The organism is Veillonella sp. 3891 (assembly GCF_003992315.1).
GTDB lineage: Bacteria > Bacillota > Negativicutes > Veillonellales > Veillonellaceae > F0422.
This window is the reverse complement of record NZ_RQVE01000001.1, coordinates 28,127-54,764: the sequence shown is the minus strand read 5'-3', so window position 1 is coordinate 54,764 and position 26,638 is coordinate 28,127. Positions and strand designations below refer to the sequence as shown.

At 40.1% G+C, this 26,638-nt stretch carries 25 protein-coding genes, 2 pseudogenes and 1 riboswitch; of the genes and pseudogenes, 9 read left to right on the top strand and 18 right to left on the bottom strand.

The genetic code is table 11. The annotated features are described in order from the left end of the window. Positions 1–60: 60 nt before the first annotated feature. From EO118_RS08565 to EO118_RS00265, 3 genes are read right to left on the bottom strand one after another with little or no spacing between them, the layout of a single operon-like run. Positions 61–222, bottom strand: coding sequence for a hypothetical protein (locus tag EO118_RS08565; protein WP_164723867.1), 162 nt, complete (start codon positions 220–222; stop codon positions 61–63). Between the two features lie 15 nt (positions 223–237). Next, positions 238–1,104 (bottom strand): SHOCT domain-containing protein, encoded by an 867-nt coding sequence (locus EO118_RS00270; protein WP_127067975.1) that lies wholly within the window; start codon positions 1,102–1,104, stop codon positions 238–240. A 21-nt stretch (positions 1,105–1,125) separates the two neighbouring features. Continuing rightward, a complete protein-coding gene (locus tag EO118_RS00265; protein ID WP_164723911.1) occupies positions 1,126–1,794 on the bottom strand; it encodes a DUF4352 domain-containing protein in 669 nt (222 codons plus the stop codon). Positions 1,795–2,122: 328 nt separating this feature from the next. On the opposite strand from EO118_RS00265, the gene EO118_RS08705 reads away from it, so the two are divergent. Further along, a complete protein-coding gene (locus EO118_RS08705) occupies positions 2,123–2,221 on the top strand; it encodes a putative holin-like toxin (protein ID WP_240626942.1) in 99 nt (32 codons plus the stop codon). Positions 2,222–2,468: 247 nt separating this feature from the next. Here EO118_RS08705 and gnd read toward each other — a convergent pair whose 3' ends face one another. From gnd to thrC, 3 genes are read right to left on the bottom strand one after another with little or no spacing between them, the layout of a single operon-like run. After that, a complete protein-coding gene (gnd, locus tag EO118_RS00260; protein WP_127067971.1) occupies positions 2,469–3,884 on the bottom strand; it encodes a decarboxylating NADP(+)-dependent phosphogluconate dehydrogenase in 1,416 nt (471 codons plus the stop codon). Positions 3,885–3,907: 23 nt separating this feature from the next. Beyond that, positions 3,908–4,765 carry a DMT family transporter gene (locus EO118_RS00255; protein ID WP_127067969.1) on the bottom strand — a complete coding sequence of 286 codons (858 nt, stop codon included), beginning with the start codon at positions 4,763–4,765 and terminating at the stop codon, positions 3,908–3,910. Positions 4,766–4,772: 7 nt separating this feature from the next. Then, the gene (thrC, locus tag EO118_RS00250; RefSeq protein ID WP_127067967.1) at positions 4,773–6,272 is read right to left on the bottom strand and encodes a threonine synthase; all 1,500 of its coding nucleotides are present in this window, start codon (positions 6,270–6,272) and stop codon (positions 4,773–4,775) included. A gap of 244 nt (positions 6,273–6,516) precedes the next feature. On the opposite strand from thrC, the gene EO118_RS00245 reads away from it, so the two are divergent. Then, complete coding sequence (locus tag EO118_RS00245; protein WP_127067965.1) at positions 6,517–6,948, top strand: DUF4236 domain-containing protein; 432 nt, start codon at positions 6,517–6,519, stop codon at positions 6,946–6,948. 173 nt (positions 6,949–7,121) lie between these two features. Beyond that, positions 7,122–7,292: riboswitch (cobalamin riboswitch) on the top strand. 357 nt (positions 7,293–7,649) lie between these two features. On the opposite strand, the gene EO118_RS00240 is transcribed toward EO118_RS00245, so the two are convergent. Further along, positions 7,650–8,456: an ADP-ribosylglycohydrolase family protein gene (locus tag EO118_RS00240; protein ID WP_127067963.1), complete on the bottom strand. Its 807-nt coding sequence runs from the start codon at positions 8,454–8,456 to the stop codon at positions 7,650–7,652. Between the two features lie 256 nt (positions 8,457–8,712). Between EO118_RS00240 and EO118_RS00235 the strand changes: the two genes are divergently transcribed. The 4 genes from EO118_RS00235 to ychF all read left to right on the top strand — a co-directional run bounded on the left by EO118_RS00235 (position 8,713) and on the right by ychF (position 14,011). Then, the gene (locus EO118_RS00235; RefSeq protein ID WP_127067961.1) at positions 8,713–10,050 is read left to right on the top strand and encodes an MATE family efflux transporter; all 1,338 of its coding nucleotides are present in this window, start codon (positions 8,713–8,715) and stop codon (positions 10,048–10,050) included. Positions 10,051–10,211: 161 nt separating this feature from the next. Then, complete coding sequence (locus tag EO118_RS00230; protein ID WP_127067959.1) at positions 10,212–11,441, top strand: LL-diaminopimelate aminotransferase; 1,230 nt, start codon at positions 10,212–10,214, stop codon at positions 11,439–11,441. Between the two features lie 162 nt (positions 11,442–11,603). Then, complete coding sequence (locus tag EO118_RS00225; RefSeq protein WP_127067957.1) at positions 11,604–12,578, top strand: diaminopimelate dehydrogenase; 975 nt, start codon at positions 11,604–11,606, stop codon at positions 12,576–12,578. A gap of 326 nt (positions 12,579–12,904) precedes the next feature. Next, the gene (gene ychF / locus EO118_RS00220) at positions 12,905–14,011 is read left to right on the top strand and encodes a redox-regulated ATPase YchF (RefSeq protein WP_127067955.1); all 1,107 of its coding nucleotides are present in this window, start codon (positions 12,905–12,907) and stop codon (positions 14,009–14,011) included. Positions 14,012–14,255: 244 nt separating this feature from the next. On the opposite strand, the gene EO118_RS00215 is transcribed toward ychF, so the two are convergent. The 5 genes and pseudogenes from EO118_RS00215 to EO118_RS00195 all read right to left on the bottom strand — a co-directional run bounded on the left by EO118_RS00215 (position 14,256) and on the right by EO118_RS00195 (position 16,770). Next, positions 14,256–14,570, bottom strand: coding sequence for a DUF3343 domain-containing protein (locus tag EO118_RS00215; protein WP_127067953.1), 315 nt, complete (start codon positions 14,568–14,570; stop codon positions 14,256–14,258). A gap of 58 nt (positions 14,571–14,628) precedes the next feature. Continuing rightward, positions 14,629–14,967: pseudogene (gene yedF / locus EO118_RS08800) on the bottom strand (sulfurtransferase-like selenium metabolism protein YedF); the annotation flags it as partial. Positions 14,968–15,345: 378 nt separating this feature from the next. Continuing rightward, a pseudogene (locus EO118_RS08795) lies at positions 15,346–15,426 on the bottom strand (hypothetical protein); the annotation flags it as partial. 64 nt (positions 15,427–15,490) lie between these two features. Continuing rightward, a complete protein-coding gene (selD, locus tag EO118_RS00200; RefSeq protein ID WP_127067951.1) occupies positions 15,491–16,519 on the bottom strand; it encodes a selenide, water dikinase SelD in 1,029 nt (342 codons plus the stop codon). A 44-nt stretch (positions 16,520–16,563) separates the two neighbouring features. Beyond that, a complete protein-coding gene (locus EO118_RS00195) occupies positions 16,564–16,770 on the bottom strand; it encodes a DUF951 domain-containing protein (protein WP_127067949.1) in 207 nt (68 codons plus the stop codon). Positions 16,771–17,300: 530 nt separating this feature from the next. Here EO118_RS00195 and rbr point away from each other — a divergent pair. Continuing rightward, positions 17,301–17,849, top strand: a complete 549-nt coding sequence (gene rbr, locus EO118_RS00190; RefSeq protein WP_127067947.1) for a rubrerythrin — start codon at positions 17,301–17,303, stop codon at positions 17,847–17,849. A gap of 506 nt (positions 17,850–18,355) precedes the next feature. Then, positions 18,356–18,847 (top strand): hypothetical protein, encoded by a 492-nt coding sequence (locus EO118_RS00185; RefSeq protein ID WP_127067945.1) that lies wholly within the window; start codon positions 18,356–18,358, stop codon positions 18,845–18,847. A 107-nt stretch (positions 18,848–18,954) separates the two neighbouring features. Here the strand turns inward: EO118_RS00185 and EO118_RS00180 are convergent, their stop codons facing one another. Continuing rightward, on the bottom strand, positions 18,955–20,343 hold the full coding sequence (locus EO118_RS00180; protein ID WP_127067943.1) for a cation:dicarboxylate symporter family transporter: 1,389 nt from the start codon (positions 20,341–20,343) through the stop codon (positions 18,955–18,957). Positions 20,344–20,673: 330 nt separating this feature from the next. Between EO118_RS00180 and EO118_RS00175 the strand changes: the two genes are divergently transcribed. Further along, positions 20,674–21,570: a LysR family transcriptional regulator gene (locus EO118_RS00175; RefSeq protein WP_127067941.1), complete on the top strand. Its 897-nt coding sequence runs from the start codon at positions 20,674–20,676 to the stop codon at positions 21,568–21,570. A gap of 46 nt (positions 21,571–21,616) precedes the next feature. Here the strand turns inward: EO118_RS00175 and EO118_RS00170 are convergent, their stop codons facing one another. From EO118_RS00170 to EO118_RS00150, 5 genes are all read right to left on the bottom strand, one after another. After that, positions 21,617–22,942 (bottom strand): APC family permease, encoded by a 1,326-nt coding sequence (locus EO118_RS00170; protein WP_127067939.1) that lies wholly within the window; start codon positions 22,940–22,942, stop codon positions 21,617–21,619. 1 nt (position 22,943) lies between these two features. Continuing rightward, positions 22,944–23,669, bottom strand: coding sequence for a gamma-glutamyl-gamma-aminobutyrate hydrolase family protein (locus tag EO118_RS00165; protein WP_127067937.1), 726 nt, complete (start codon positions 23,667–23,669; stop codon positions 22,944–22,946). Positions 23,670–23,875: 206 nt separating this feature from the next. Then, positions 23,876–25,426 carry a citrate lyase subunit alpha gene (gene citF, locus EO118_RS00160; protein WP_127067935.1) on the bottom strand — a complete coding sequence of 517 codons (1,551 nt, stop codon included), beginning with the start codon at positions 25,424–25,426 and terminating at the stop codon, positions 23,876–23,878. Then, positions 25,416–26,348: an aldolase/citrate lyase family protein gene (locus EO118_RS00155; protein WP_127009957.1), complete on the bottom strand. Its 933-nt coding sequence runs from the start codon at positions 26,346–26,348 to the stop codon at positions 25,416–25,418. Before EO118_RS00155 ends, citF begins: the two co-directional genes overlap by 11 nt. Then, entirely contained in the window at positions 26,348–26,617 is a 270-nt protein-coding gene (locus EO118_RS00150; RefSeq protein ID WP_126939352.1) for a citrate lyase ACP, read from the bottom strand. Before EO118_RS00150 ends, EO118_RS00155 begins: the two co-directional genes overlap by 1 nt. Positions 26,618–26,638: the final 21 nt, after the last annotated feature.

The window sequence follows — 26,638 nt, the reverse complement described above, 5'->3', positions numbered from 1 at the left end:
AGAGGAGTTGATTAATTTATCAACTCCCCTTCAATAATATATTTTTCAATTAAGTTATAGTTAATAGTCAAACCACATTAATATTACACTTACAATCATAATTAAAGTAATTTTTAATCCAGCTTTATCTTGTAGAGCAAGAGGCAATCTATGTCCAAAAAATGTTTTTGCAAATGCATAAGCTCCACCTATTAAGAATAAAGTTCCCGCTATATCCTTCATTAATATCCCTCCAATCTACAGTTTCTTCAATAATTCTATTTTTTTCATTTCAAACTCATTTTCATTAATTAAACCGAGTTCTTTTAATTCTGCTAACTTTTTTATACTTTCAATTATATCAACTGATTGATTCCCAGTATAAGATGGTTGTCTTGTATCAGTTACTACAACTGTATTATTTATCTTTTCTGCATTTCTTTTCATTATAATTGTTAGAAGAGACACACATTCTTCTAATGCTTTATAGATATTTTTATATTCGTAAGACGACCTAGACTGTGGTGGTACACCTGAATGTTCTCCGATAAAATTGATATATCTTTGAGACGCACCTATGCTATTCAATACTAATTTAATTTGTAGCATTTCACATTTTCTATTATCAGTTCTTGACGGTAACATTGCACCAATAATCCCACCTGCTTCGCCAAAAAGTAATCCACCTACTGCAGCTCCAACTAAACTACTACCCACACCAGTTTGATTTCCATTATCTATAATTGCAAAATCTACTATATTATCAAAAGGCACTAAATAGTCTGTAATTGTATCACTAAAAAAGCCCGTATCTAATAAAGGTATATTAACAAGTTGTCTTTTTTCATCTAATTCAATATATACATTGTTCGCTCTTCCTGGTGCTACACGATGTACTCTATGTGTCACAGTAAAATCTTCAGGCGAAACCCATTTTTTCTTTTTATATAAAGCTAAGAGCTCTTCGTACTCTAAATCCTCAATTTCCATATTAATAAGATTTCTACTTTTAAAGCATGTAGGACAAAGATATTTTTCCGATTTCTTCATCATACCTTTTTGTAACTTCCCATTAAAGTCAGCTACAATTGACTTATTACATGAAATGCATCTATAAGTTTTCATATTAGCTACCTATTTATTTAACTATGGATTTAAAGTAATATATTGATCCTTTGTACGGCTTAAAGCACTTCCTCCAATAACAAAATTCAAAGCTTTGCTATTAGCTACATCTTGCGGCACATCAAAATAAAGTTTTTTCGTATGCTCAACCCCTGGATTGACTAAATCTAGGTAATCTTGGTTAGCATGTTCAATTCTATAAGAGTACGCATAGGAATTTTTTCCTGCCACCATTCCAATTTCGTTCCCCTCTATTTTTGCGGGATTATTACTAATATTTTTATATTTTAAAGTAACAACCACATATACGCCCTGCGGTTTTTGATGTTCAACGCCATACTCATCTATCCATTGTGGTAAAATTTCTCGATTTAATACCACAAACTCAAACTCTTTAGTTTTAACTACTTCTCCTATTTTATGTGTATTCTCAGATTTTGTTTCTGTATCAGCTTTTTTAACTTCTTTTTCACTCTCTTTTTTAGTCTCTACTTTTGTAGTTGATGCTGTTTCCTTAGGCTTTGTAGCTGGAGTATCCCCAGAAAGCCATATACCAACACATATAATCACTATTGATGTTCCTAGAATTTTCAATCTAGGTTTAGTAGAGAAAAATGGCGCCACCATTCTAGGTTTGACTAACCCCACTAAAAGCCAAATAATTGCCCCAAAAAACAAAAACATAGCCATTATCATTTCCTCCTTTTATGATAACTCACCCTCTTTTACAACGTCATAAAGACGCTTCTTAGCACAATTATACAAAATGTCCCCCCCCCGTCAACATTTTTAATGAGATATTCTCCTATAAAAGACAATTTACCTACACAATTAAAAGCGACCACCCCTCACATTCTCTGCAAGAAGTAGTCGCTTCGCTATGTATTATCCAGTTGTAAAGTGCTATACTAAACTTAGAGCAATTAATGTTGCCCCTAGGGGCGATATGCGTTTGGCTCATCTCTTAGTAGACTTCGGATTTACTTGTTAAATCCCCCCTCGAAAGGAGGTGAGTGCCATGACTGTATTTGAAGCTTTAATGATCGCATTAACTTCATGTACCTTAGTGGTACTTTTAATCACATGTATTGTCATGATCATTACATTGATCAAGTAATATATAAGTATTAAGGCCTAACGTATATGTAGAGTATTAGCCGTACTCTGCACGTTAGGCCTCATCTTAGATTCCGAGATGAGCTTGACGCTGTTAGACATCAATTGCTCTTCTTATGTATATAGTAAAACATTGTCCTGTAAAAGTCAACATCCCTAGGCCATCACCTAGGGATGTTTGCTATATGTTCATTTCACAAAATCTAGTTATAGATTAGCATTTTTAGGAAAAAGATGCAATATAGTTCTTACGCTTCCGCCCACTCTGTATGGAATGTGCCTTCTTTGTCTGTACGTTCGTAGGTGTGAGCACCGAAGAAGTCACGTTGTCCTTGGATTAGATTTGCTGGCAATACGCCACGACGATAGGAATCGAAGTAATCTAAGGATGCACTGAACGCAGGTGTTGGGATGCCATAACGTTTCGCAGCAATGATCGCTTCACGCCATTTTGCTTGGTGTGTTTGCAATGCTTCTGCGAAGAATGGATCCAACATCAAGTTATTTAAATCAGGGTTATTAGTGAATGCTTTTTTAATATCTTCTAAGAATGCTGCACGGATAATGCAACCACCACGCCACAATAATGCCATATCACCGAAGTTGATATTCCAATTATATTCTTTTGCTGCTGCTTTAATCAATGCAAAGCCTTGTGCATAGGAACAAATTTTAGACGCATATAAGGCAGAATGAATCGCATCAATCAAGGCTTCTTTATCGCCTTCAAATACTTCTGTAGGACCTGCCAACACTGGTTCTGCCAACACACGTTCCGCTTTGTAGGCGGACATAGCACGAGCAAATACCGCTTCAGCAATAGTTGGAATTGGCACACCAAGGTCTAAGCCTTCTTGGCTCGTCCATTTACCAGTACCTTTTTGACCTGCTTTGTCCAAGATTTTTTCTACTAATGGAGTTCCATCAGTATCTTTTACTTTCATAATTTTAGCAGTGATTTCGATTAAATAAGAATCTAATAATCCTGTATTCCATTTCGCAAATACATCACCGATTTCGTCATCACTCATACGAAGCAATTCTTTCATCATGAAGTAGGCTTCGGAAATCAATTGCATGTCGCCATATTCGATGCCGTTATGAACCATTTTTACATAGTGACCAGCACCGTCATCGCCTACGTATGTGCAGCAAGGACCGTCTGCCACTTGGGCTGCAATAGATGTAAAGATTGGCGCTAATTCGTTGTAAGACGCTTCGTTACCACCTGGCATTAAGCTCGGTCCGTTCAAAGCGCCTTCTTCACCGCCAGATACACCAACGCCTAAGAAACGGAATCCTTTGGATTCTAAGTATTTTGTACGACGGATTGTATCTGGGTAATGGGAGTTACCGCCATCGATTAATGTATCACCTTGGTCTAAATATGGTAAGAACGCTTCGATCATGTCGTCTACAGGTTGACCTGCTTTCACCAAGAACATGATTTTACGAGGTTTCTCTAACATCGCTACAAATTCTTCTGGTGTATGTGCTCCTCCGATTGTTCCTTCATGGCTATAGTTGGCTACAAACTCATCTGTTTTTTGTGGTGTACGGTTGTACACAGCAATGCTGAATCCATGACGGGCAATGTTACGGGCCAAGTTTTGTCCCATAACAGCCAAACCGACTAGACCAAATTGATATAATTTTTCACTCATCGTCATACCTCTTTCTTGATTGACTACCGTGTGTGAGCTTGTTCTTCTTTCAAACGAGCCAACATCACTGATGAACTAAACATAATAATACCTGCAATGACGGTCGCCAAGGCTAGGTTTTCTCCGAAGACGATAAATCCCCAGAAGGAGTTAAAGAATACCCCTACATATTGCATAAATTGTGCCACCACCGCATTGGTTGCCACAAATGCACCGGTTAGGAAGAACTGAGCCACTACGGAAATGGCTCCAATGCATCCCAAATACAGCGCTTGTGTTGCATTAGGCCACACAAATTCTGGTATCATCACGATGCCGCCTACTAGCATGGTGGTGACTAAAAAATAAAACATAATTTCATAGGAACTGTGACCGCCCTTTAAGCTAATGGTGCGAATCGTTGTATAGGCCGCCGCCGATAAGGCTGCTCCTGCAATGGCAATAAAAGAATACCAATGCAATCCCGATAAATTCCATGGTTGAATCATATACACAACGGCTAAGAAGATCAATCCTAACCATTTAGCAGATCCATCAGGCAATTTTTCTTTCAACACAAAGTTGCTAAAAATCAGGACGAATATACCTGATAATTGAAATAGTATGGATGCATCTGCCATCGTCATATAGACTAATGCAATGAAATTACTTAAATTTCCTAATCCACCGAAGATACCACGCAAGGTTAATAGTCCTCTATGTTCCGTGGAAAAAGAAATTCCTTTTTGTCGCATCACTATGAGTACGGCAATTGTTCCTATGAGCCCTCTGAAAAATGTCACCTCTGCCGCCGGCATACCATCGCCTAGAAGTTTCACGAATAAATTCATAATACTGAAGGCGAAGGATGACATGAGGGAAAAGAAAAATGCTTGTACCATAGGTCACCTATTGTTTGAAAGTATCCACAAAGGATAGAATTTCTTCTTTCATAGATTCTTTCGGAATCACCTTAGTAAAACGCAATGGTTTGTGTTGTAACTCCGCCAATTGTTTTGGACAACTCACGCCTGTAACAGCGGAAATATTGTCTAAGCTTTCATAAGGAGTTGCTCCTACTTTGATATCCAAAGCTTCGCAAATCGGTGTTGGGAATTTGAAAGGATGTGCCGTGGAAGCAATCACTGTGTGACGGTGACCATCTTCAGGATGAGCCTCTAGCTCTTTCATATAAGCTCCCATCGCCACCGCTGTGTGTGGATCCATCACATATCCATAGGAATTGTATACTTGCTCAATAACAGCTTTTGTCATCTCATCGTCTACATAAGCACCAGCAAATTCTTTTTGCACTGCTTGTAGTTCTTCTGCTGTTACAGAGAATTTCCCCTCTGCTTTCAACGCTTTCATGCGCTGTGCTGTCAATTCCGCATTTTCACCACTCACATAATAGATAAAGCGTTCAAAATTAGAACTTTCTAAAATATCCATGGATGGAGATATGGTCGTGTAAAATGGACGATTCATATCATACGTACCAGTGCTGAAGAAATCTGCCAGTACATTGTTTTGATTGGATGCACAAATCAATTTGCCCACTGGAATACCCATGCGTTTTGCATAGTACGCCGCCAAAATATTGCCAAAGTTACCTGTTGGCACCACCACGTTGAACGCTTCATCTTCGTGGATAGCTCCTGTATTCACTAGCTCCGCATAGGCTGCTACATAGTACACCACTTGTGGCGCTAGTCGGCCGATATTGATGGAGTTTGCAGAGGAGAACTTCACCCCTTTGTCTGCCACTTCCTTCGCCACATCAGCATCCACAAAGAGACGTTTCAAGAATTGTTGCGCATCATCGAAGTTCCCTTCGATGGCCGTTACATTTACATTGGCCCCTTCTTGCTTTTGCATTTGCTCTTGTTGCATTGGGCTAACGCCGTCTGTAGGAAAAAACACTTGAATGTGCGTTCCTGGCACATCTTTGAACCCTTCTAAGGCTGCTTTCCCTGTATCACCAGAGGTGGCTGTCAAGATCAATACTTCTTTTGTTTCTTGCTCCGCTTCTTTCGCTGCCACCAACAAATAAGGGAATAAGGACAACGCCATATCTTTAAAAGCTTGTGTACGACCGTGGAACAACTCCAACACAGACACTCGCTCTAACAAGGAATGCATAGGCGCCATATCTGGTGTATCAAAGTTCACCGTATTGTAAGCACTGCGAATCATCGTTTCTAATTCTGCTTCTGTAAAAGTAGTAAATAACTTACTCAACACAACCAGTGCAATTTCTTCATAACTTTTGTCTGCTACATCTTGATAGGAAAGGCATTTCTCCGGAAATGTTTCTGGCACGTAAAGACCGCCATCACTCGCCAATCCATTGAGCAACGCAAAGGTTTCACTCACCGTTTCATGACTGCGCGTACTTGTATATTTCATTCTTTCATCCTTTATGTTTCACAATATATTGTATTATCTTCATTCATTATAAATTAATGCTATCCATTTAGCAAGAAAAGGAGTACTCCAATCTCGGACAATTCTATTACGATACCTTTCATCTTTCATACCTATAAATCAGTATTCAATTCTATGAAAGTATTGTACAATGATACATAAGAATACGTTCGACAAACACTTAGGAACCACACCTAAAAATTAATGAGAGAAGGAGGGGATACACATGGGTTTTAGATTCAGAAGAACCTTAAAGATTGCACCTGGCATTCGCCTTAATTTTGGTAAAAGCGGAGTCAGTGCCAGCATCGGTCCTCGTGGGGCAAAGATGACTGTAGGAAAGGATGGAGTACGCACAACTGTGGGCCTTCCTGGTAGTGGAATGTCTTATACTCACTACGAACGTTACCCTGATGGCGCTAGTACTACAAGTAATTCTATCCCATTCACGCCTACATGCCCCCGTTGTGGTCATCACATGCGTAAAGCCTGGGCGAACTGTCCAAAGTGTAGCTACAATTTGTTACCTACATCAACACCACCTAGCAATCCGAAGCCAGTAAACTCTGATTCCACACAAGAACCTTCGTCAACAGCAGGCTGTGGTTATTTATTATTAATAATAGTAGTCATTGCTTTCATCATATACAGTATATAACTATAAAAAATCCATTCAACAGGTTATATAAGACTGAATACCTGTGCAGATAATACAAGGTATGATAATTAGTAATAAAAGTCACAATTATACCACCCTAATTATAAAAAAGTCATACGTATTCATCTTGTTCTTGACATAAAAAAAACAAAAGAGTACAATACACACATACAATCAAACATTCGGGAATAGGTGCGAAAGCATAATAGAGAAGCCAGTTAAAGTCTGGCACGGTCCCGCCACTGTAAAGCAGAGCAAATCCAAATTATGTCACTGGGAAACTGGGAAGGCTGGAGGCGCGTTGAAGCTGAGTCAGGAGAACTGCCTATTCATCATTCACCACTTGACCTACGAGAGATAGGGAGGAGAATCAAAGGCCTTTTTCTGATACTCCAAAATGCAAGAAAAAGGATTTTTTATTACTACGATATGCGTTGTATGGGATACGTCACATATTGATGATCGCCTTATCATGGCCAAGTGAACTTACCATTATGGTATTAGCACTCAAAGTGTTGATATAGTTGTCATGATTTTGTATGGGCGTACATCATCATCCTAAAAAGAACCTGCCGGCGGGCAGGTTCTTTTTTATTTTCTCTCTATCGTCATTGCCTTTCACATGGTACAATACAATTGCATGGGGATTCCGGCCCCTTGTATCATACCCTCAAAGGCAATATGCGTGTCCAGCGCTAGCTTTAGAGGGTTTTTTCTTTGTCCATATACATGGTCTTAAAATCTTCATAATCTTCCACCATGTAGTCTGGCATCATTGACAAGGCTTTTTCTTGTATCCATTCTGGAATACCATAATAAGCACCTGCTACAGCACCAACGATAGCACCTAAGGTATCGCAGTCACCACCGATGTACATTACATTACGGATAGCCGATTCATAATCTTCACTTTCAAAGAAACACTGCATGCCTTCTGGCACAGTTTTCTGACAGCTTGGCTCAAACGTATACGTCCTGTGCAGTTCTTCCACACTGTAGTCACCTGGATAGTAGGATTTTACCATCTTTTGGATTTCCTCTTTCGTCGCTCCATGCAATGCTTTGAACACGGCTAACGCTGTCACCTCTCCTCCTTTTAATCCTTCTGGATCATTATGAGTCGTACCTGTTACAATTTGGCTCAACAATTTGACTTCCATTTCACTATTCGCTACATACGCTACAGGACTAATACGCATAGCCGCTCCATTGCCCCAACTACCATAAGGTTCAGTTACATCCGACAAAGCCCATTGAAAAAACTTCGCTCCAAATCCACCCATTGGCAACGGATTGGCAAGAAAATATTCTTTTATGCGAAACATAGTCACTCGTTCTAGCTGCGTCCCCCTTCCTTTTACGTCAATCAAAGCCCGTGCAATAGCACATGTTAAAATTGAATCATCTGTAGGCTCACATTGTTCTGATAAGAACTCAAAATCTCGGCTTTTGATATTATCAAACTCATAGATAGAGCCTGCCATATCACCAATGATTGCTCCTAACATATAACTCCTTTCTTGTGTCTCTACCATAACAGTTGCATTAAAAGTATAATTCTATGCGAAAATTATATACTTCTATATTTTCTATGCAACATACCACGTTATACCCATTGATATAACTGAATTATCATCATTATATACCACATCCTTTTAAGAGACAATACCTCCTGATAGTCATAGACATAAAGTATATTTAGTGATAAAATTAAATGTTATTAAAAATATTAAAAATGTAAGTAAGTTTGTTTTGGGAGGCACTATGTCTTTACTTTCGATGATTAAACACTTTTGTTTAGTGGCCGCCCCCGTCACAGCAACACAAGTTTCATTAATTCTCGGCAGCTTTGTAGCTGTCACCTTAACGGGGCAATATAGTACAGTGGATCTAGCCGGCATGGCTATGGGCTATAATTTATGGGTAGCAGCCTTTTTTGGTCTCACCGGTATTCTTCTAGGAGTCACTCCTATCGTATCTCACGCTTTAGGAGCTAAAAAAACAGAATCTATCGCTTCTATTATGTGGCAAAACGTCTACTTGGGACTTATCTTCGCAACATGTCTTATTATAGCCACCGTCAGCGGTCTTTCTCCTTTACTAGACATGCTCGGCATTGAGCCCGCTGCTAAAATAGTATGTCTGCAATATATGCATGCAATGTGCGTAGCCTTTCCTGCCATGATGATCATGTCCGCTTTCCGATACATCGTCGATGCTCATGGCAATACACGCTATTCTTTATACATTATTAGTAGTAGTGTCTTGATTCAATCCATTGGCAATGCTATCTTTATTCCAGGTCTCGGCCCTATTCCTGCCTTCGGTGGCTTCGGTGCCGGCATCGCAACAGTCATCGCCTATTGGTATATGATGTTCTGTTATCTTGGAATGATTACGTACCACCAAAAATTTAAGCACTATCACTTTTGGTCCTCTTTTACAGGACCTAGTTGGGTACTCATTCGCGACCAATTGTCCTTAGGTATTCCTATCGGATTATCTATCTTCGCTGAGATTAGCATTTTCAGCGCTGCTGGTATTTCCATGGCCAACTTCGGTACGGACATCATTGCAGCCCATCAAGCTGCAGCTAGTTTCCTAGGTGTTACTTTCTCCTTTCCTCTCAGCTTGAGCATGGCTTCTACCATTGTCATCGCCTATGAATTGGGTGCCAAACGATACGAGCAGGCCATTACCTATACATGGATTACTCGTGGCGTAGCTATCTTTATCGCCCTTTGCATTGGCACCTACTCTTTTACGCACATCGATTACTTGGCAGGGCTGTTCACCAATGAGGATCACATGATTCCTCTCATTGAAAGTTTCATTTCTTACGCCGTATTCTTCACTATTATCGATGCCTTAGGCACTCCATTGCAAGGAGTGCTACGTGCCTATCGAGATGTAACAAGCGTATCTATTATTGCTATCGGCACATACTGGGGCGTGACTGTCCCTGTGGCCTATCTTTGCTTCTTATTCACAGACTTCGGTCCCTATTCAGTATGGATTGGATTATTAACTAGTACTTCGACCGCTGCCTTGTGCTATATGTATCGTTTGAGGAAAGTACAGCGAACCCTATTAACAATATAACTATTAACCTTTACAGGGCCGTTCTTAGAGCGGTCCTGTTTTTTGCTTTGACATATTGCTATTAATACTATAGAATATAGAGATGCAATTTAAAGGTTCTCTTGAAGTCCCTTTGCTTCTCTATAGATTACTATTGTTATATTTTAAGATAAGGAGCTCCTATGGCTACTGTAAATCCAAATTATGAAAACCTACAAGGTTCTTATTTATTCGCTAATATTGCTCGTAAAGTAGAAGCTTTCAAAGAAAGCCATCCTGATGCAGACATCATTCGCCTTGGCATTGGTGATGTGACACGTCCTCTTGTACCGGCTGTCATCGAAGCTATGCATGCAGCAGTAGATGAAATGGGATCTGCCGACACATTCCGTGGCTACGGCCCTGAACAAGGCTACGATTTCTTGCGCAACGCTATCGCCGAAGGAGATTACGCTCCCCTAGGCATCACAATCCAACCGGATGAAATATTCGTGTCTGACGGAGCAAAATCTGATGTGGGTAACATCCAAGAAATTTTCTCCGAAGATAACATCATTGCAATCACCGACCCTGTATACCCTGTATACCTAGATTCCAATGTCATGGGCGGTCGTACTGGCAAAGCTATCGATGGTATTTATGAAAAAGTAGTATACCTACCAACGAATGCAGAGAACAACTTCTCTCCTGCATTTCCAAAAGAGCGAGTAGATATCGTATACCTTTGCTGCCCTAACAATCCAACTGGTACTGTATTAAGCCGTGCTCGCTTAGCAGAATGGGTGCAATGGTGTAAAGAAAACGAAGCGATTTTGATGTTCGACTCTGCTTACGAAGCTTTCATCACTTCTACGGATACAGTTCGTTCTATTTATGAAATCGAAGGCGCTCGTGAAGTGGCTATCGAATTCAGATCTTTCTCTAAAACAGCTGGATTTACTGGCACTCGTTGCGCCTACACAGTAGTTCCTCATGAAGTAACGGCTAAAAACGCAGAAGGCAAACGCGTTCCTCTAAATCCTATGTGGAATCGTCGCCAAACGACAAAATTCAACGGTGTTCCTTACATCATCCAACGTGGTGCTGCTGCTGTTTACACTCCAGAAGGTCGTGCCCAAATCAAAGAGCACATCGCTTATTACATGGAAAACGCTCGTATCATTCGTGAAGGCTTAGAAGCTATTGGTCTTACTGTATTTGGTGGTGTAGATGCCCCATACATTTGGATCCAAGCTCCTGCTGGCATGAGTAGCTGGGACTTATTCGACACTTTATTAGAAAAAGTACACATTGTGAGCACTCCTGGTTCTGGTTTTGGTCCGGAAGGTGAAGGTTATTTACGCTTAACTGCCTTTGGCAGCCGTGAAAATACACTTCGTGCAGTAGAACGTATTAAAACACTACAATTTTAAAATCCCCCTTTTCTCCATGGGAATTTTTCGCTATAATGGTACATGCGAAAAATAGCGGACACAGTTCCTCTATTGTATTTCATCATATACTGTAATTTCTTATTACAGTCCGTATAGTGTTTCATATTAATGAAAGTGTCAACTTTCACGAAAGGAAGTAACATGAGCAACATTCGTATTGGTATCGTTGGATACGGTAACCTTGGTCGCGGTGTAGAAGCGGCTGTAGCATTACAACCAGATATGGAATTAGTCGGTGTATTCTCTCGCCGTTCTGGTTTACAAACTGTCAGTGGCGTGCCTAGCTACACTATGGAAGAAGTTGAATCTTTCAAAGGCAAAATCGACGTCATGGTATTATGCGGTGGTAGTGCCACAGACCTAATCGATCAAACTCCAGCTATCGCAGCTCATTTCAATGTCATCGATAGTTTCGACACACATGCTCGCATCCCTGAGCATTTCGAAAACGTACGTAAAGTAGCACAAGAAGCTGGCACTGCTGCTTTAATTTCTTGCGGTTGGGACCCTGGCATGTTCTCCTTGCAACGTGTATACGCTGAAAGCATCTTACCACAAGGTGATTCTTACACATTCTGGGGCCGTGGCGTATCTCAAGGTCATTCCGATGCAATCCGTCGTATCGAAGGCGTAGCAGATGCTCGTCAATACACTGTACCTAAACAAGAAATCATCTCTGCCATCCGCAATGGTGAAACTCCTGAAGTCACAGCGACTTCTTCTCACCTTCGCGAATGCTATGTAGCGCTTGAAGAAGGCGCTGATGCAGCTCGCATTGAAAACGAAATCAAAACAATGCCTAACTACTTCGTTGGTTATGAAACAACAGTGACTTTCATTTCCCAAGAAGAGTTAGATGCCCACCACAGAGGCATCCCTCATGGTGGTCTTGTCATCCGTAGTGGCGAAACTACAACAGGTACAAAACACATCTACGACTTCGGTTTACAATTAGATTCTAACCCTGAGTTCACTGGTGCAGTACTCGTTGCCTTCGCCCGTGGCGTACATCGCTTAGCAGCACATGGTGGCCGTGGTACTTTCACAGTATTCGATATCGCACCAGCTTGGTTATCCCCAAAATCTGCTGAAGAATTACGTGCCCATTATCTATAAGATATACCTTTGACAATAGTATCTCCTTTCATGAGATACACGAGGTTGTAACAAATAGCACTAAAAAAATAGAGGAACGTCGATCAAAAAGTGTCAACGTTCCTCTATTTTTATATTTTCTATAAATCTATTGGCAGGTAGTATGCAATTATGGTATACTATGACTGTAAAAAAGAGAGCCCACAACGCGCACTAGGCGTTAGGCTCATCTCGAAACGTATCAAAAATCGAAATGCCTAACGTGTTAAGGTACGCGAAACCTTATATCGTTAGGCCTTTATATTACTTCGATATTTTTTCGCAATTAACAAAGGAGTTACCCTCACATGAGCACAAATTTAGAAGTAGGCATTGTAGGCCTTCCAAATGTCGGAAAAAGTACATTGTTTAATGCTATTACAAAAGCTGGCGCAGAAGCAGCAAACTACCCTTTTTGTACCATTGAACCAAATGTAGGCGTAGTAGACGTACCAGACGCTCGTTTAGCTGTGTTGGCTGAGATGTTCGGTTCTAAACGCATCTTACCAGCTGCTATGCGTTTCGTAGACATCGCTGGATTAGTGGCTGGTGCATCCAAAGGTGAAGGTTTGGGTAACAAATTCTTAAGCCACATTCGCCAAGTCGATGCCATCGCTCAAGTCATTCGTTGTTTCGATGACCCTAACATTACACATGTGGCTGGTTCTGTAGATCCTGTTCGCGATATTGAAATCATCAACACTGAACTTTGTTTAGCCGACCTTGAAAGCGTAGATAAACGCTTACAACGTATTGCTAAGTTAGCAAAATCTGGTGACAAAGATGCTCGCATTGAAGCGCCTATTTTAGAAAAAGTATCTGCTGCATTAGGCGATGCTATTCCTGTTCGTGCCCAAGGCTTAACAGAAGATGAATTGGAAATCTTAAAAGACTTAACACTATTAACAGCTAAAAAATCTTTATACGTAGCCAACGTGGGAGAAGACGAAGTATCCGATTACTCTGGCAACGAATTTGTAAAGCAAGTAGAAGAATATGCAGCAAAAGAAGGCTCTGGCGTAGTTGTGGTATCTGCTCGCATTGAATCTGAAATTGCTGAATTATCCGACGAAGAAGCAACGGCTTTCTTAGCTGACCTTGGGTTAGAAGAAAGTGGTTTAACAAAATTAATCAAAGCTAGTTATTCCTTATTGGGTTTAATTAACTACTTTACAGCGGGCGAAATGGAAGCTCGCGCTTGGACTATTGTAGAAGGCACAAAAGCACCTCAAGCAGCCGGTAAAATCCACTCTGACATCGAAAAAGGTTTCATTCGTGCAGAAATCGTATCCTTTGACGATTTAGAAGCTTGCGGCAGCCAAAATGCGGCTAAAGAAAAAGGTCTTGTTCGCCTAGAAGGCAAAGACTATATCATGAAAGACGGCGATGTAACGCATTTCCGCTTCAACGTATAATAACCTACTAATACAATACAGGCATATACAGTGTACTTTGACTTAGAATATCACTGTATATGCCTCTTTTACTTTCTTTCACTTCAAAACTCATTTACAATATGTATCTATCAATGATGCAAGCATATAAACACGTTTACATACAAACTACGCATAAAAAACTAGGCACACATTTTCCGTGTGCCTAGCTTTTATACTGTTTATACTATTTTAATACATCCTCAACTATTTACTATTACCTATGTTAGCAAAGTGTACGTACATATTCTATCGGCTCTTTCCCCTTTTCATAATAATACATATGAGAAGGGGTTATTTTTTCTACTTCAAAGATACGCAACACTTCTTCTATGTATTCTTCTTGCACACCAATAGAGAGCCCACAAGCGCTAGATAGCTCTGGTGGAACTGGCATTAACTGATGAGGCACTTTATATTGCCCTAGCATTTTATCTGCTTTGTCTGCAAAATAGTAAGAGCTAAATAGAACGAGTACTTTTTGTGGTACCTTATCTGTGGCTGTATCAGGTTTCTTACTATCTACTGCAAAAACGTTCATGTCCGCCTACCTCATTCCATCTTTCCAGTTCTATCTGTCAATGTTACCACGCCTCTAATTACAATGTAACAAAGGGTTCTTGCATCATACTTTCAGTAATAGCATACAGATTCGTAATAGTGCCTACTTGTACTTTGTCTTTCACCTCGTAAAAGTCTAAGCAAATGCCACAACCACTAACAGTGACCCCTGCCGCTTCTAAGGCTTTCAAGTTTTCTATATGTTCCGACCCTTCTACTAGCATTTTTGCAGCGCTATTAATGCAATAGATGGCTTTTGGTTTCACATCTGTTTCTGTCAATACATAGATGAACGTTTTCATCAAATTACGACCTAACTCTTCACTGCCTTCCCCTAAATAATCTTTTGTCAACAATAGCACTTTACCGCCCATAGAAGAGGTTGGCACAGACGGTCCCGCAGTTCCCATCAATTCAGGTGGTACCGTATCTTGACTAATCGGTGCGCCCATAGCTGCTTTTTCTGCTTTTGTTTTTTCATAGGCTGCTATGCTACGTTCCAAGCTACCTGTTCCATTTGTCATATAAAATGGGGCCTCTCCACCAGCAATCGTTGTATTTGTGACAACCTTTCCTAAAGGGGCAGCAAATTCATTTTCAAAAATAGCTTCCAAATCTAGGTCTTCTAGATCATTCGACGTTTGAATATTCACAGCACTAACCGCAGCCACTTCCTCTTTCACCGCTGTAGGAGGAATCAATACCACAATGTAATTTCCCTCTTGCTCTAGCACATGGTTTTCATAGCCTCGGTATTCCCCTAATTTCACCACATTGTCACGACTCACATCATTGTCGACGATGACTTTCACATACGTATTTGCATCGGCATCCATCGCCTTTTTCGCTTCAATCACCGGCGCTGGGCATACTTGGCCTCGCATATCTATCGTTACTTCTTTATTTGACATAGACTTGTTTCCTTCCTTCCTGAATGACACGGCCGATCTGTGCAGCCTGTAAACCCTTTGCTTGTAACTCTGAAAGCAACTGCTTTCCTTCACTTTCAGAACAAGCAAATAATAAACCACCCGATGTTTGTGGATCAAAGCAAATATCGCTCCATACAGGCTCTAAATGAGCCGAAAATTCTGCTTGGTCTCCCAGAGCCTTGCGATTCCCATACGTGGACGCTGGAACTAAACCCATACTAGCAGCCTCTAATACATCGGTAAAGAGAGGAATTTGCTCCACATAGAGTTCAATAGAGGTTCCACTAGCTTTTGCCATTTCAGACACATGACCAATTAAACTAAACCCTGTAATATCCGTACAGCCATGAACAGCAAACTGTGCAGCCACATCTCGAGCCCCTTTATTAATCGTTCCCATGCTTTGCATAGCTTCCTGCACACCTTCCGAGAATACGCCACCTTTTGCAGCCGTGTTCATAATCCCGGTCCCAATCGGTTTAGATAGAATCAGCACATCCCCAACTCGAGCATCTCCATTAGTCCAAATATGTCGAGGATCGATGAGACCTGTCACAGCCATTCCAAAAACAGGCACTTCATTTTCAATACTATGACCACCAAGAAGCGCTACTCCTGTCTCTAGTAAGACCTCATTAGCACCTTCTAATACCTCACGAAGGACACCTTCTTTCACTAAAGGCACCGGAAAACCTACAATATTCAGCGCTGAGATGGGAGTACCACCCATAGCATATACATCGCTTAGGCTATTACACGCCGCCACTCGACCAAAGAGTCTAGGATCTGCCACTGGAGGTGTAAAAAAATCCACCGTCTGTACAATGGCTTGACTATCATTAATTTGATACACCCCAGCATCTTCCATACCAGATGCATCGGTCAATACAGCTGGATGCGTAGGCATCTGCATATGTTGCAACACATCCGCTAAGATATGAGGCCCAATCTTACACGCGCAACCACCCTTGGCTGCATATTTCGTTAAATCAACCATAGATATCCCTCTCCTAGAAAACTATACTGATATACGAACACATCTTATTCTTCTGTTGCTTCTTTTCTGGATACTATCTTTTTTACATTCTTTTCAAACTTAGGTCGTGGTATCATCACTTGATGCCCACAGCCTTCACAGACTGTTACAAAGTCAACGCCAGTTCGTTTAATCTCCCAATTCTGACTACCACAAGGATGAGGCTTCTTCATTTGTACCACATCACCTACTTGGTATTTTACAAATCCCATAGGCACCTCCTATTTCCATGATTATGTCTATAGTATATCATCTAACAATACATTTCTCTATAGGGCCCTATGTGCATTTGTGAAAGTTTCCCCTCTATCTTATACAAATATACAAATATACTAATAGCATTGATGACTAGTATCACTTAGTAGTATCTTACAAGCACCTGTTACTTCTTCCTCTCTAGGAAAGCCTATAAATAGAGGGTTTTCTATATATTATCATTACGGTTTTATCTTTTGAGTTCGATTCTCAATTTCTTTTCTGTGTAATCCCCTTATTTTTACAGGGAATTAAACGACTATAAATACGATAATAAAGCCGATTGAGAGACTTTATCATTTATAAAAAATTTTTAAAATTTTCTAAAAAAAGACTTGCATTTCTCATTTTCATAGTCTATAATGTAATCAACAATGATTATTCGTTAAGTAACGAAATCAATAGGGACTTGTTCAAGTGAATAAGCCCACTATACAAATAAGTATTTATTTTATTACAACTATGTAAAGTACATGGAGGAAAGAAAATGCCAGAATTAAAAGGTACTCAAACAGAAAAAAATCTTCAAGCAGCATTCGCTGGTGAATCTCAAGCTAACCGTAAATATACATACTATGCAAGTGCAGCTCGCAAAGCTGGTATGAACAAAATCGCTGATTACTTCGAAGAAACAGCAATCAACGAATCCGCTCATGCTAAAGTATGGTTCAAATTGTTACACGGTGGCGATGTAAACGCTGACGTAGCGATCAACTTAAAAGACGCTGCTGCTGGTGAACACTACGAACACACTGTAATGTACCCAGAATTTGCTAAAGTTGCAAAAGAAGAAGGTTTCGCTAAAATCGCTTACTTATTCGAACAAGTTGGTGTTATCGAAGCTCGTCACGAAGAACGTTACCTTGACCTTGTAACTGCTGTTGAAGGCGGTACAGTATTCAAACGTGAACAACCAGTTGCTTGGATCTGTGCTAACTGTGGTTACATCCACATCGGCGAAGAAGCTCCTAAACTTTGCCCAGTATGTGCTCATCCACAAGCATTCTTCTCTCAACACGGAGAAACTCTTATCTAATTAGTAAACCGAGTGGTTTCTTAGGTAAGTACTATACAACTGTATCAAGTGATACAAACCAATCTATATAAGAACTAAGTAGTTCTAAAGGCAAGTGCCTGATATACACAATATACTAAGTAGTAATGATGTCTACCCAAGTGGGTCAAATTAAATATACATCATCCCAAGTGGGTTAGAGCTAGTATAGGTATACTAAAGCGACTGTGAAAACAGTCGCTTTTTTGTATGCTAATCTATATAAGTTCATGGATATTCTCTATGTAGCCGAGATAACTATCTTTTAGTATTCATCATCTTCTCTTCATATTAGTAAGATATACTTTAGTTACAGATGATAAGGTACACTAAATGAATCCTAACCTTTATGCTTCTAATTATATGTTAATTCATAGTTTACCCTCCCTATGAAAGCCTTGAAATAGCATATAATATACTCTGGGTAACCTACTAATAGGAGATACCTAATTAATATTTATAAACTAGATACTAAGAAGGAGACGCTTATGAAACGTGCATTACTATTAACAACCCTAGCCATGACTATCGGCTCTTCCGCTTTTGCTGCATCCATTAATTACCCTAGTTTTCAGGGAGAACATAAACCTGTGTCTTTCAAAATGGCATCTACGGAAGATATGAAGGCCTATACAAAGGATCTAGAGGATTACTTAGCCGATACAGATGCAGTGATTCAAATGTTAATTACTAAAAAACGTGCCGCTATCGATGCTTACAACGCGGGTGTACGTGAATATAATAAGGACGACTTCTTCCATAAAGATCGTGTAGAACCATACTCTTACGATGAAAGCTACTCCCAAACTAAACGTGTAGGAGGTCATACCTACCATTCTTTCGGAGATACAGTAATTATCACATCTAACAATATCATTCCTGTAGCTGAGGAAACAAAATCTCAAAAGAAAGAAGAAGACGACGCTTTCGCACGCATGATGCGCCGCATGGAAAAACATCTTGGCGTTGATCGCTGGTAAATATACAAATAGGCTGTAGCCCCTGCAAATCAGTGGCTACAGCCTTTTATTTGTTTCTCAGTACTTTCATCATAGATACATCCTGTATCTATGGCATTACTTATACCTTATCGAATTGTTTTTGTATCATTAAATGCTTCTTGATCAAAAGTTCCTTGTAATCTATCCACCACAATTGCATTTGTCATGGAACCGCTTACATTTAACATCGTACGTCCCATATCAACGATAGGATCTACTGCTAAGATTGGAGAAATAGACCCGAAGAATGCACCCATACCTGTACCAGATAAAGAAACAGATGCAGCCATAGTCGCCGTACCAGGTACGCCAGCAATCCCTAAGGAGCCCAATGCAATAACGATTACACTCATTACATACATTGTGAAATCTAATGGCACGCCAGACACACGAGCAATGTAAATGATACACAATGCTGGGAAAATGCCCGCACAACCTTGCATACCTGCTGTAGTACAGAAACTTGCTACTGTATTCGCAGTGGCAGGGTTAACACCTAATTTTTTAGTCAATGTTTCTACTGTTAATGGCAATACGCCCATACTAGAACGAGATGTGAATGCCAAAATTAACGCTTCTTTTGCCTTGCGGAAGTACATAATAGGGCTCACACCGAATAGTGTTAATAATACGGCTTGTACAAGTAACATAATCACTACGCCTACATAGATCAGCACAATGAACAATGCCATATCCGCAATAGCACCAAATCCTTTTTGCGCTAATGTAGTTGCTAATAGAGCAACGACACCGTAAGGCATCAAACTAATGATGAAATCAGCTACCCAGAAAATCACTGTGTACGCTTCATCAAATAATTTTGTGATAACTTGTAAATCAGTAGCCCCATGTTGTTTAGCCAATCGAGCAATGCCACCGATGATAACACCGAATACTACGATGGCGATGACATTCGTTTGCGCCATAGCATTCACAGGGTTGGACGGAATCAAGGCACGTAGTGTGTCAACCACTGGTTTCACTTCACGCATTTTAGAATCGCCTACCACCGCTAATGTGCCTTCACCTAATCCTGTTACTGTACCTAATACTAAGCCCACGATAGCCGCAATGCCTACCATGACTAAGGCAACTATACCTGTGGAAGATACAAGGCGTTTTAAATTCGCATTCGTATCCATATGTAAGATAACGTGAACAATGGAAATAAATACCACAGGAATAACAAGCATACGGATTAAATCAATAAATCCTCCCCCAATCAGAGAGAACCACTTCGTGCTTTCCTTAATGAACACCACGTCCATTGGATTTTTAGGAAATCCTGCAATCAACTGCACTGCAACCCCTAGTACAGCACCCACTACTGTGGCAATCATTACTAGTGTGCCGAAGTGAACGTTTCTTTTTTGAAGAAAATAGACATATCCTAAGGCGATAACAAATAGCACGAGTATGCCGATCGTCATAGGATCGCTAATCATGAGAAATTGTGTAAAAAATGGCATATCCATACAAATTCTCCTTCCTTTCCAGACCAAACTATAGTCCAATTTACTTTTACGTCCCTGTACTATACAGGCAACAATACGCCTTATTATACCATTCTCAATATACTTTTGTCTATATCCTACTTCTTATATAGGTTTATATCCATGCATTATATTCATATAGCAGACAATAATTAACACTATTACTTAATAAATATAGGAGACGAATTATAAAATTTATAGTACAATAGAGTAGTAAAGGTTAACAATAAGAGATCTATTGTACGATGATGTGCGCCCATGAATAGAATTGATCTAACATGACATCTGACTACTTTTGTTTAGGAGGATACCATGGATACATCTTACTATTATAATTTTATCATCTTAGTACAAACGGGGAATATGACTCAAGCAGCAGAGATACTGCATATTACACAACCAGCTTTAAGTAAGCAGCTCAAGTACTTAGAAGCAGAATTTGGTACCCCCCTATTAGTGATTAAACGCGGTCAGCGCGGATCCAGCTTTCACCTTACGGAAGCAGGCCGTATTTTTTATGAAAAAGCGCAGCAATTATGCTCCATCGAAGAATCTACCTATGCCGATGTAAAAAGACTTAGTTCGGAAGTAGAAGGCACCTTACGCATTGCCTCCTCTGCTTCAAGGTCTACCGCTTTAATTCAACAATATTTGCATTTCTTTTCGCGCCAATATCCTGTGGTGCGTTATGAAATTTATGAAGGATTAATGACAGATGTAACCGAATCTTTATTGAATGGCAGCGCTGAAATTGGATTATGCAACGAACAAATGGTGGATTCTAACAAATTTGATATCCTCTACACACAAGCAGAGGATCTATATGCGCTCTTTAGAAAAGACTTGTTTTGGACAGACCGTGACTTAGAAAGTATTTCTTGGAAAGATATTTCCAAGTGTCCTCTTAGTCTATCTGGTGGTTCCGTACGGATGCTCATGCAAGCTCATCATAACGACTTCTCTTCTCTTAATGTCATTTCTGTGACTACCACGAAGAGTTCTGCCATTGAATGGGCTCAGTCAGGACGTACCATAGCCATCATTCCTATGGATGCTCAAGAAACAGTATCTCATCCAGATATGACACGTATCAAGTTAACAGAACTGACAAATACGTTCTATAAAGCATTTATCACCATTAAAGGGCAACCTTTATCCATGGTGGCACAACAATTCTTAGAATTCTACAAAGCTCATTCTGGAGAATAATATAGTAATACAAAAGGGTCCCGAAGGACCCTTTTTTTATATCTGATTATAATTCTTCTGTTTCTTTAATTAAGCCTCGTTTTTTCTTATTTAAATATAAGAAATACAATGGCAAGATAATAATACAACCGCCAAGGCCCCAAATCAATTGATTAGGTTTTGCTTGTGCCAGCATCCAAAGAGATGTAATGATGGCAATTACAGGGATAATAATACCTCCTGGAATTTTGTACGGGCGCTCTTTATGAGCCCATTTTTTACGGAAAATAATGACAGAAATACAAGTTGGTAAATACTGTGTAAACCGAGATACGGCACTGATGGCTGCCAACTGAACAAAGCTACCGCTCCATGCTAGTAATAAGCTAAATACACCTGTCACAATACATGCTACAACTGGTGTGCCCCAACTAGTACGTTTTGCTAGGATACTTGGTAGCATACCATCTTCTGCCAAGGATGTTGCAATACGAGGCCCCAAGAAAGATTGAGCAATGTTAATGCCCCCCATGGATAACAACGTACCGGCTAGCACAAAATACATGCCCCATGGTCCCATAATTTGACCAAATGCCGTTTGCAATGGCGCTTTATCATTAGCAAGGCTATCACCCATAATACCGATACATACTGCCAATACCAACATATATAGCACAGATACGATGATCATGACCGTAATGATGGCACGAGGTAAATTCTTTTTAGGATTTTCCATATCTTCTGCGGCTACCGCAATGGCTTCAAATCCAGTATACGCAAAAAATAGCAATATCGCAGTGGCTGCGAATGCGCCCGATACGCCTCCATCTGAAAGTTCCACGAAGTCTGGTACAAACGGTGTAAAGTTCGTGCCATTAATAGCAAATAATCCGATCACAATAAATGCAAATAGAGGTACTAACTTAGATACGGTAATCAAGTTATTCAGAATTTTAGTCATATTAACGCCAATAATATTAATCACTGTTAATAAAACGATGATAATCGTGGCGATGACATCTTTCATAAAGTCACCAGATAGCGCTGGAATGGCTGCCCCTAAGGCTGTCGCAAATCCTACTGCCATAACTGCCCAAGCGATGAGCACCACAATCCATTTAAGAACGCCTACTTCAAATCCCCAAAAGTCACCTAAGGAATGTTTAGCGTATAAATAGGGTCCTCCATTACGAGTGAAGAATCCCGCTACTTCGGCAAAGCATAGAGCAATACAAATAGCAAGGAATGCATCAAATAACAGCACCCCTAAACTCGCTGGTCCCATAAGAGCATATGCTTTATTCGGCAATAAGAAAATCCCAGTTCCTACAATGGCGTTAATACCGAGGAGAACGATGCTCCAAAAGCCAAATTTACTATCTTTTTGTTCCATATTACGCCTCTTTCTTAGCCGCTTCTACAAAGTCTTTGAAAATCGCTGCATTCAACTCTGTATGACGCATCATTTCTGGATGGAATTGGTAAGTACGTAGGTATGGGTAGTCAATGCCTTCCATAGCTTCTACTACGGTATCTTTTGCACGACCTACTACACGTAATCCTTCGCCTACTTCTTTCACAATTTGGTGGTGATGAGAGTTAACCATGACTGTTTCAGAGTCTAAGATACCAAATAATTTGGAATCCTTTTCAATCACCATAGAGTGAGTTGGTAATCCTGCTGTTTGATTTTGGGAATGCTTAATCGTAGCAAAGGCAGGTAAGTCTTGATATAAGGAACCTTTATGAGCTACATTGATAATTTGATGTCCACGGCAAATCCCCATAATAGGAAGCTTGTATTCTTTTGCATAGGCTAATAAACGCATATCAAAGATATCTCTTTCTGGCCAAATAGCACCTAATCCACGCTCTGGTTCTTCTCCATAGAATTGTGGGGCAATATCATGACCACCAGAAAGAATAAGTCCATCTAAGCGTTCCACCAATGCTTTTAATGTTGCTTCATCTTCTTGGAATGGAATAATCACAGGAATTCCGCCTGCTTCTAATACAGACTGCACATAATCATCATTCACATAGGATCGTTTATATCCTGGAAATGGACCGCCTTGGTCAATCATATGAGACCCTGAGATACCGATTAATGGTTGTTTCATAAGTAACACCTCTCCTTACTAATATAGAGTATACATTATAATTCTATGATAAAGGATATAAGACGATATGACAACTATAAAAATAAACAGCATTTTTTTATTGTAAGGCTTATGTTATTGCCTTATACCTTTGTATCTTCACCACTATATGTAGAAAAGAGACCAGACCTAAGGTCTAGCCTCTTTTATTGACTACTATAAATATCTTATAGTAATGGTTTACGTACTACGTCGATAATGGAGCCATCTCGGTATTCGATGATAGCTACTACATCTTTAGGATCTTGAGATACTTCAATACCTTCTGGTTTACCAACCATGTCATACGCCATTTGTTGTAACTCTTCAATTGTGTAAATTGGCAAGTTAGAATCTTTGAAACGTTCGATCAAATCTTGGCGATTTGGATTGATCGCGATACCACGTTCTGTTACCAACACATCGATACTTTCACCTGGTGTGATAACTGTTTCCACGCGTTCACGAATCATTGGCAAGCGTCCACGAATCAATGGGCATGTAATAACAGTTACTTTTGCACCTGCTGCTGTATCGGAGTGACCACCGGAAGCACCCATCAAGATACCATTGGAGTCAGTCATGCAGTTTACATTGAAATCTGTATCGATTTCTGTAGCACCCAAGAATACTACGTCTAAGTAGTTTGTCATACAGTCTGTAGTAGGGTCTGCATACATGGATGCACTCATTTCGATATGATTTGGATTAGTATCCAAAGATGCCGCTGCTGTTGTATCAAATGTTTGTGTATCATAAATCGCTTTGATGTGGCCTTTTTCAAGCATGCTTACTAGTACGCCTGTAGCACCGCCAACGCCGAATCCGCCAACAACGCCTTTTTTCTCTAATTTTTCACCGATAAATTTAGCTACTGCTAATGGAGCTCCGCCAGCGCCCAATTGGAAGGAGAACCCTTCTTGAATAATACCAGCTTGATCAAGGAATTCAGCCGCCATTTCAGCAATTTTGATTTGTACAGGATTTTTCGTAATCCCTACGGCACCAGATGCGATACCTTCTGGGTCACCGATAGCTTCTACTTCAACGATGTAATCTACATCTGTTTGCGGAATGGAGATAGGATATACATAATCGATTAGGTTGTCTGTTAACAATACAGTTTTATCTGCATAGTGGGAGTCAACCATAGCGTAACCCAAGGCACCGCAAGCAGATTTGCCTTTACGGCCTGTGGCATTACCACGACGGTCACAAGCAGGTACGCCCATGAAAGCTACATCAATGTGAGCTTCTCCAGTGCAAACTGCACGAGCACGTCCACCATGGGAACGAATCACTACAGGTCGTTTTAATACGCCAGGGTTCAATGTTAAGAATTTACCCAACGCATCACGAAGACCAGATGTTTCGATAGCTGTTACAGTACCATCTTTGATCATATCGATTAAAAACTCATGACAAGGAGCTAAGGAAGAGTTAAGAATTGTAATATCTTTAATTCCTTTTGCTTGTACACGATCCATTACCAATTTCATCACATAGTCACCATTACGTAAATGATGATGGAAGGAAATGGACATACCATCTTTTAAACCTACTTTTTCAATAGCTTCATCGATGGAGCCTACTAATTTATTTTCACCTGGAGTGTGAAGTTTGACTGGTTTACCTGCACGAGTACCAGTTTCTGTCATAGCGAATTGACCTTCATATACACGACGACCTTGAAGGCATTCTAATTCCATAGGAATGTCACGACCAATTTTATTTAACATCGATTTCTGCTCCTTCCTCAAGTTCTACTTTAATACCTGCTGCACGGGCTTTATCTACCACACGTTGCGCACGTACTACGATAGGACCATCGATCATTTTACCATCTACAGCGATAACGCCTTTATTGTTGCGAAGTGCTTCTGCATAGGAGTTCAATACTTTTACAGAATGAGCAATTTCTTTTTCATCTGGAGTGAACACTTCATGGATAATTTTGATTTGGCTTGGGTGAATACAAGATTTTCCATCATAACCAAGAGCTTTGATGAATTCTACTTCTTCACGGAAACCTTGTGGGTCTTTCACGTCGGAGAATACTGTATCAAGAACACGGATACCTGCTTCACGAGCTGCATGAAGGATAGTTTGACGAGCAAATAATAATTCATGAGCTGGTTTATGTTTACCTGTACGAAGGTCGGCACGATAATCCTCTGCACCTAATGCGATAGCCACTACACGAGGACCTTGTGCAATTTCACGCACATTGTATAGACCTTTTACAGATTCGATAGCAACGATAATGTTAATAGTGCCTTCTTCCCAACCGTTAGCTTTTTCTACTTCTTCAATTTTTTTAGCAACGATTTCTACTTCAGATACATCTTCAGTTTTTGGAAGACGAATCAAGTTAGGTTTTGCTGGTACAATCACATCAAGGTCAGCATAACCATATGGGGTTTGTGTTGGATGGTTGATACGTACTACTGTTTCACCTTTGAATTTTAAAGTTTTTAAAGCTTCTGCTGTTAGTAAACGAGCTGTATCTTTTTCTGTGACTGCTACGGAGTCTTCAATGTCAAACATGATGGAGTCGGCACCGTGGATATCAGCACTGTTAATCATTTTAGGTGTGTTACCTGGTACGAACATCATGGAACGAGATAAACGTTTTTTTGCTAATTCAGTTAATCGGCTCATTATTCTGCGCTCCCTCTTTCTAATGCACCCAATACACGGGCTTTAATCGTATAATCCCAAGCTGCTTTGTCGATAGCCGTTACTTTCACGCCATCGAATCCTGCTTCTTTTACAGTCGCTTCGATGAAAGCACGAATATGCTTACCATAAGCACGCTCAACTTTAGATTTCAATTCTACTTCGATACCAGATGCAATTGGTTCCACTGTTACCAATACATCATTTTTTTCATCAAAGCCAGCCATAGCTGCTTTCACTAGATGTTTCATAGCAAATCCTTTCTATTACAT

What these genes read in the sequence shown, in the direction of transcription:
- EO118_RS08565 (WP_164723867.1), bottom strand. Translation starts at nt 222, where the DNA reads ATGAAGGATATAGCGGGAACTTTATTCTTAATAGGTGGAGCTTATGCA.
- EO118_RS00270 (WP_127067975.1), bottom strand. Translation starts at nt 1,104, where the DNA reads ATGAAAACTTATAGATGCATTTCATGTAATAAGTCAATTGTAGCTGAC.
- EO118_RS00265 (WP_164723911.1), bottom strand. Translation starts at nt 1,794, where the DNA reads ATGGCTATGTTTTTGTTTTTTGGGGCAATTATTTGGCTTTTAGTGGGG.
- EO118_RS08705 (WP_240626942.1), top strand. Translation starts at nt 2,123, where the DNA reads ATGACTGTATTTGAAGCTTTAATGATCGCATTAACTTCATGTACCTTA.
- gnd (WP_127067971.1), bottom strand. Translation starts at nt 3,884, where the DNA reads ATGAGTGAAAAATTATATCAATTTGGTCTAGTCGGTTTGGCTGTTATG.
- EO118_RS00255 (WP_127067969.1), bottom strand. Translation starts at nt 4,765, where the DNA reads ATGGTACAAGCATTTTTCTTTTCCCTCATGTCATCCTTCGCCTTCAGT.
- thrC (WP_127067967.1), bottom strand. Translation starts at nt 6,272, where the DNA reads ATGAAATATACAAGTACGCGCAGTCATGAAACGGTGAGTGAAACCTTT.
- EO118_RS00245 (WP_127067965.1), top strand. Translation starts at nt 6,517, where the DNA reads ATGGGTTTTAGATTCAGAAGAACCTTAAAGATTGCACCTGGCATTCGC.
- EO118_RS00240 (WP_127067963.1), bottom strand. Translation starts at nt 8,456, where the DNA reads ATGTTAGGAGCAATCATTGGTGATATGGCAGGCTCTATCTATGAGTTT.
- EO118_RS00235 (WP_127067961.1), top strand. Translation starts at nt 8,713, where the DNA reads ATGTCTTTACTTTCGATGATTAAACACTTTTGTTTAGTGGCCGCCCCC.
- EO118_RS00230 (WP_127067959.1), top strand. Translation starts at nt 10,212, where the DNA reads ATGGCTACTGTAAATCCAAATTATGAAAACCTACAAGGTTCTTATTTA.
- EO118_RS00225 (WP_127067957.1), top strand. Translation starts at nt 11,604, where the DNA reads ATGAGCAACATTCGTATTGGTATCGTTGGATACGGTAACCTTGGTCGC.
- ychF (WP_127067955.1), top strand. Translation starts at nt 12,905, where the DNA reads ATGAGCACAAATTTAGAAGTAGGCATTGTAGGCCTTCCAAATGTCGGA.
- EO118_RS00215 (WP_127067953.1), bottom strand. Translation starts at nt 14,570, where the DNA reads ATGAACGTTTTTGCAGTAGATAGTAAGAAACCTGATACAGCCACAGAT.
- selD (WP_127067951.1), bottom strand. Translation starts at nt 16,519, where the DNA reads ATGGTTGATTTAACGAAATATGCAGCCAAGGGTGGTTGCGCGTGTAAG.
- EO118_RS00195 (WP_127067949.1), bottom strand. Translation starts at nt 16,770, where the DNA reads ATGGGATTTGTAAAATACCAAGTAGGTGATGTGGTACAAATGAAGAAG.
- rbr (WP_127067947.1), top strand. Translation starts at nt 17,301, where the DNA reads ATGCCAGAATTAAAAGGTACTCAAACAGAAAAAAATCTTCAAGCAGCA.
- EO118_RS00185 (WP_127067945.1), top strand. Translation starts at nt 18,356, where the DNA reads ATGAAACGTGCATTACTATTAACAACCCTAGCCATGACTATCGGCTCT.
- EO118_RS00180 (WP_127067943.1), bottom strand. Translation starts at nt 20,343, where the DNA reads ATGGATATGCCATTTTTTACACAATTTCTCATGATTAGCGATCCTATG.
- EO118_RS00175 (WP_127067941.1), top strand. Translation starts at nt 20,674, where the DNA reads ATGGATACATCTTACTATTATAATTTTATCATCTTAGTACAAACGGGG.
- EO118_RS00170 (WP_127067939.1), bottom strand. Translation starts at nt 22,942, where the DNA reads ATGGAACAAAAAGATAGTAAATTTGGCTTTTGGAGCATCGTTCTCCTC.
- EO118_RS00165 (WP_127067937.1), bottom strand. Translation starts at nt 23,669, where the DNA reads ATGAAACAACCATTAATCGGTATCTCAGGGTCTCATATGATTGACCAA.
- citF (WP_127067935.1), bottom strand. Translation starts at nt 25,426, where the DNA reads ATGTTAAATAAAATTGGTCGTGACATTCCTATGGAATTAGAATGCCTT.
- EO118_RS00155 (WP_127009957.1), bottom strand. Translation starts at nt 26,348, where the DNA reads ATGAGCCGATTAACTGAATTAGCAAAAAAACGTTTATCTCGTTCCATG.
- EO118_RS00150 (WP_126939352.1), bottom strand. Translation starts at nt 26,617, where the DNA reads ATGAAACATCTAGTGAAAGCAGCTATGGCTGGCTTTGATGAAAAAAAT.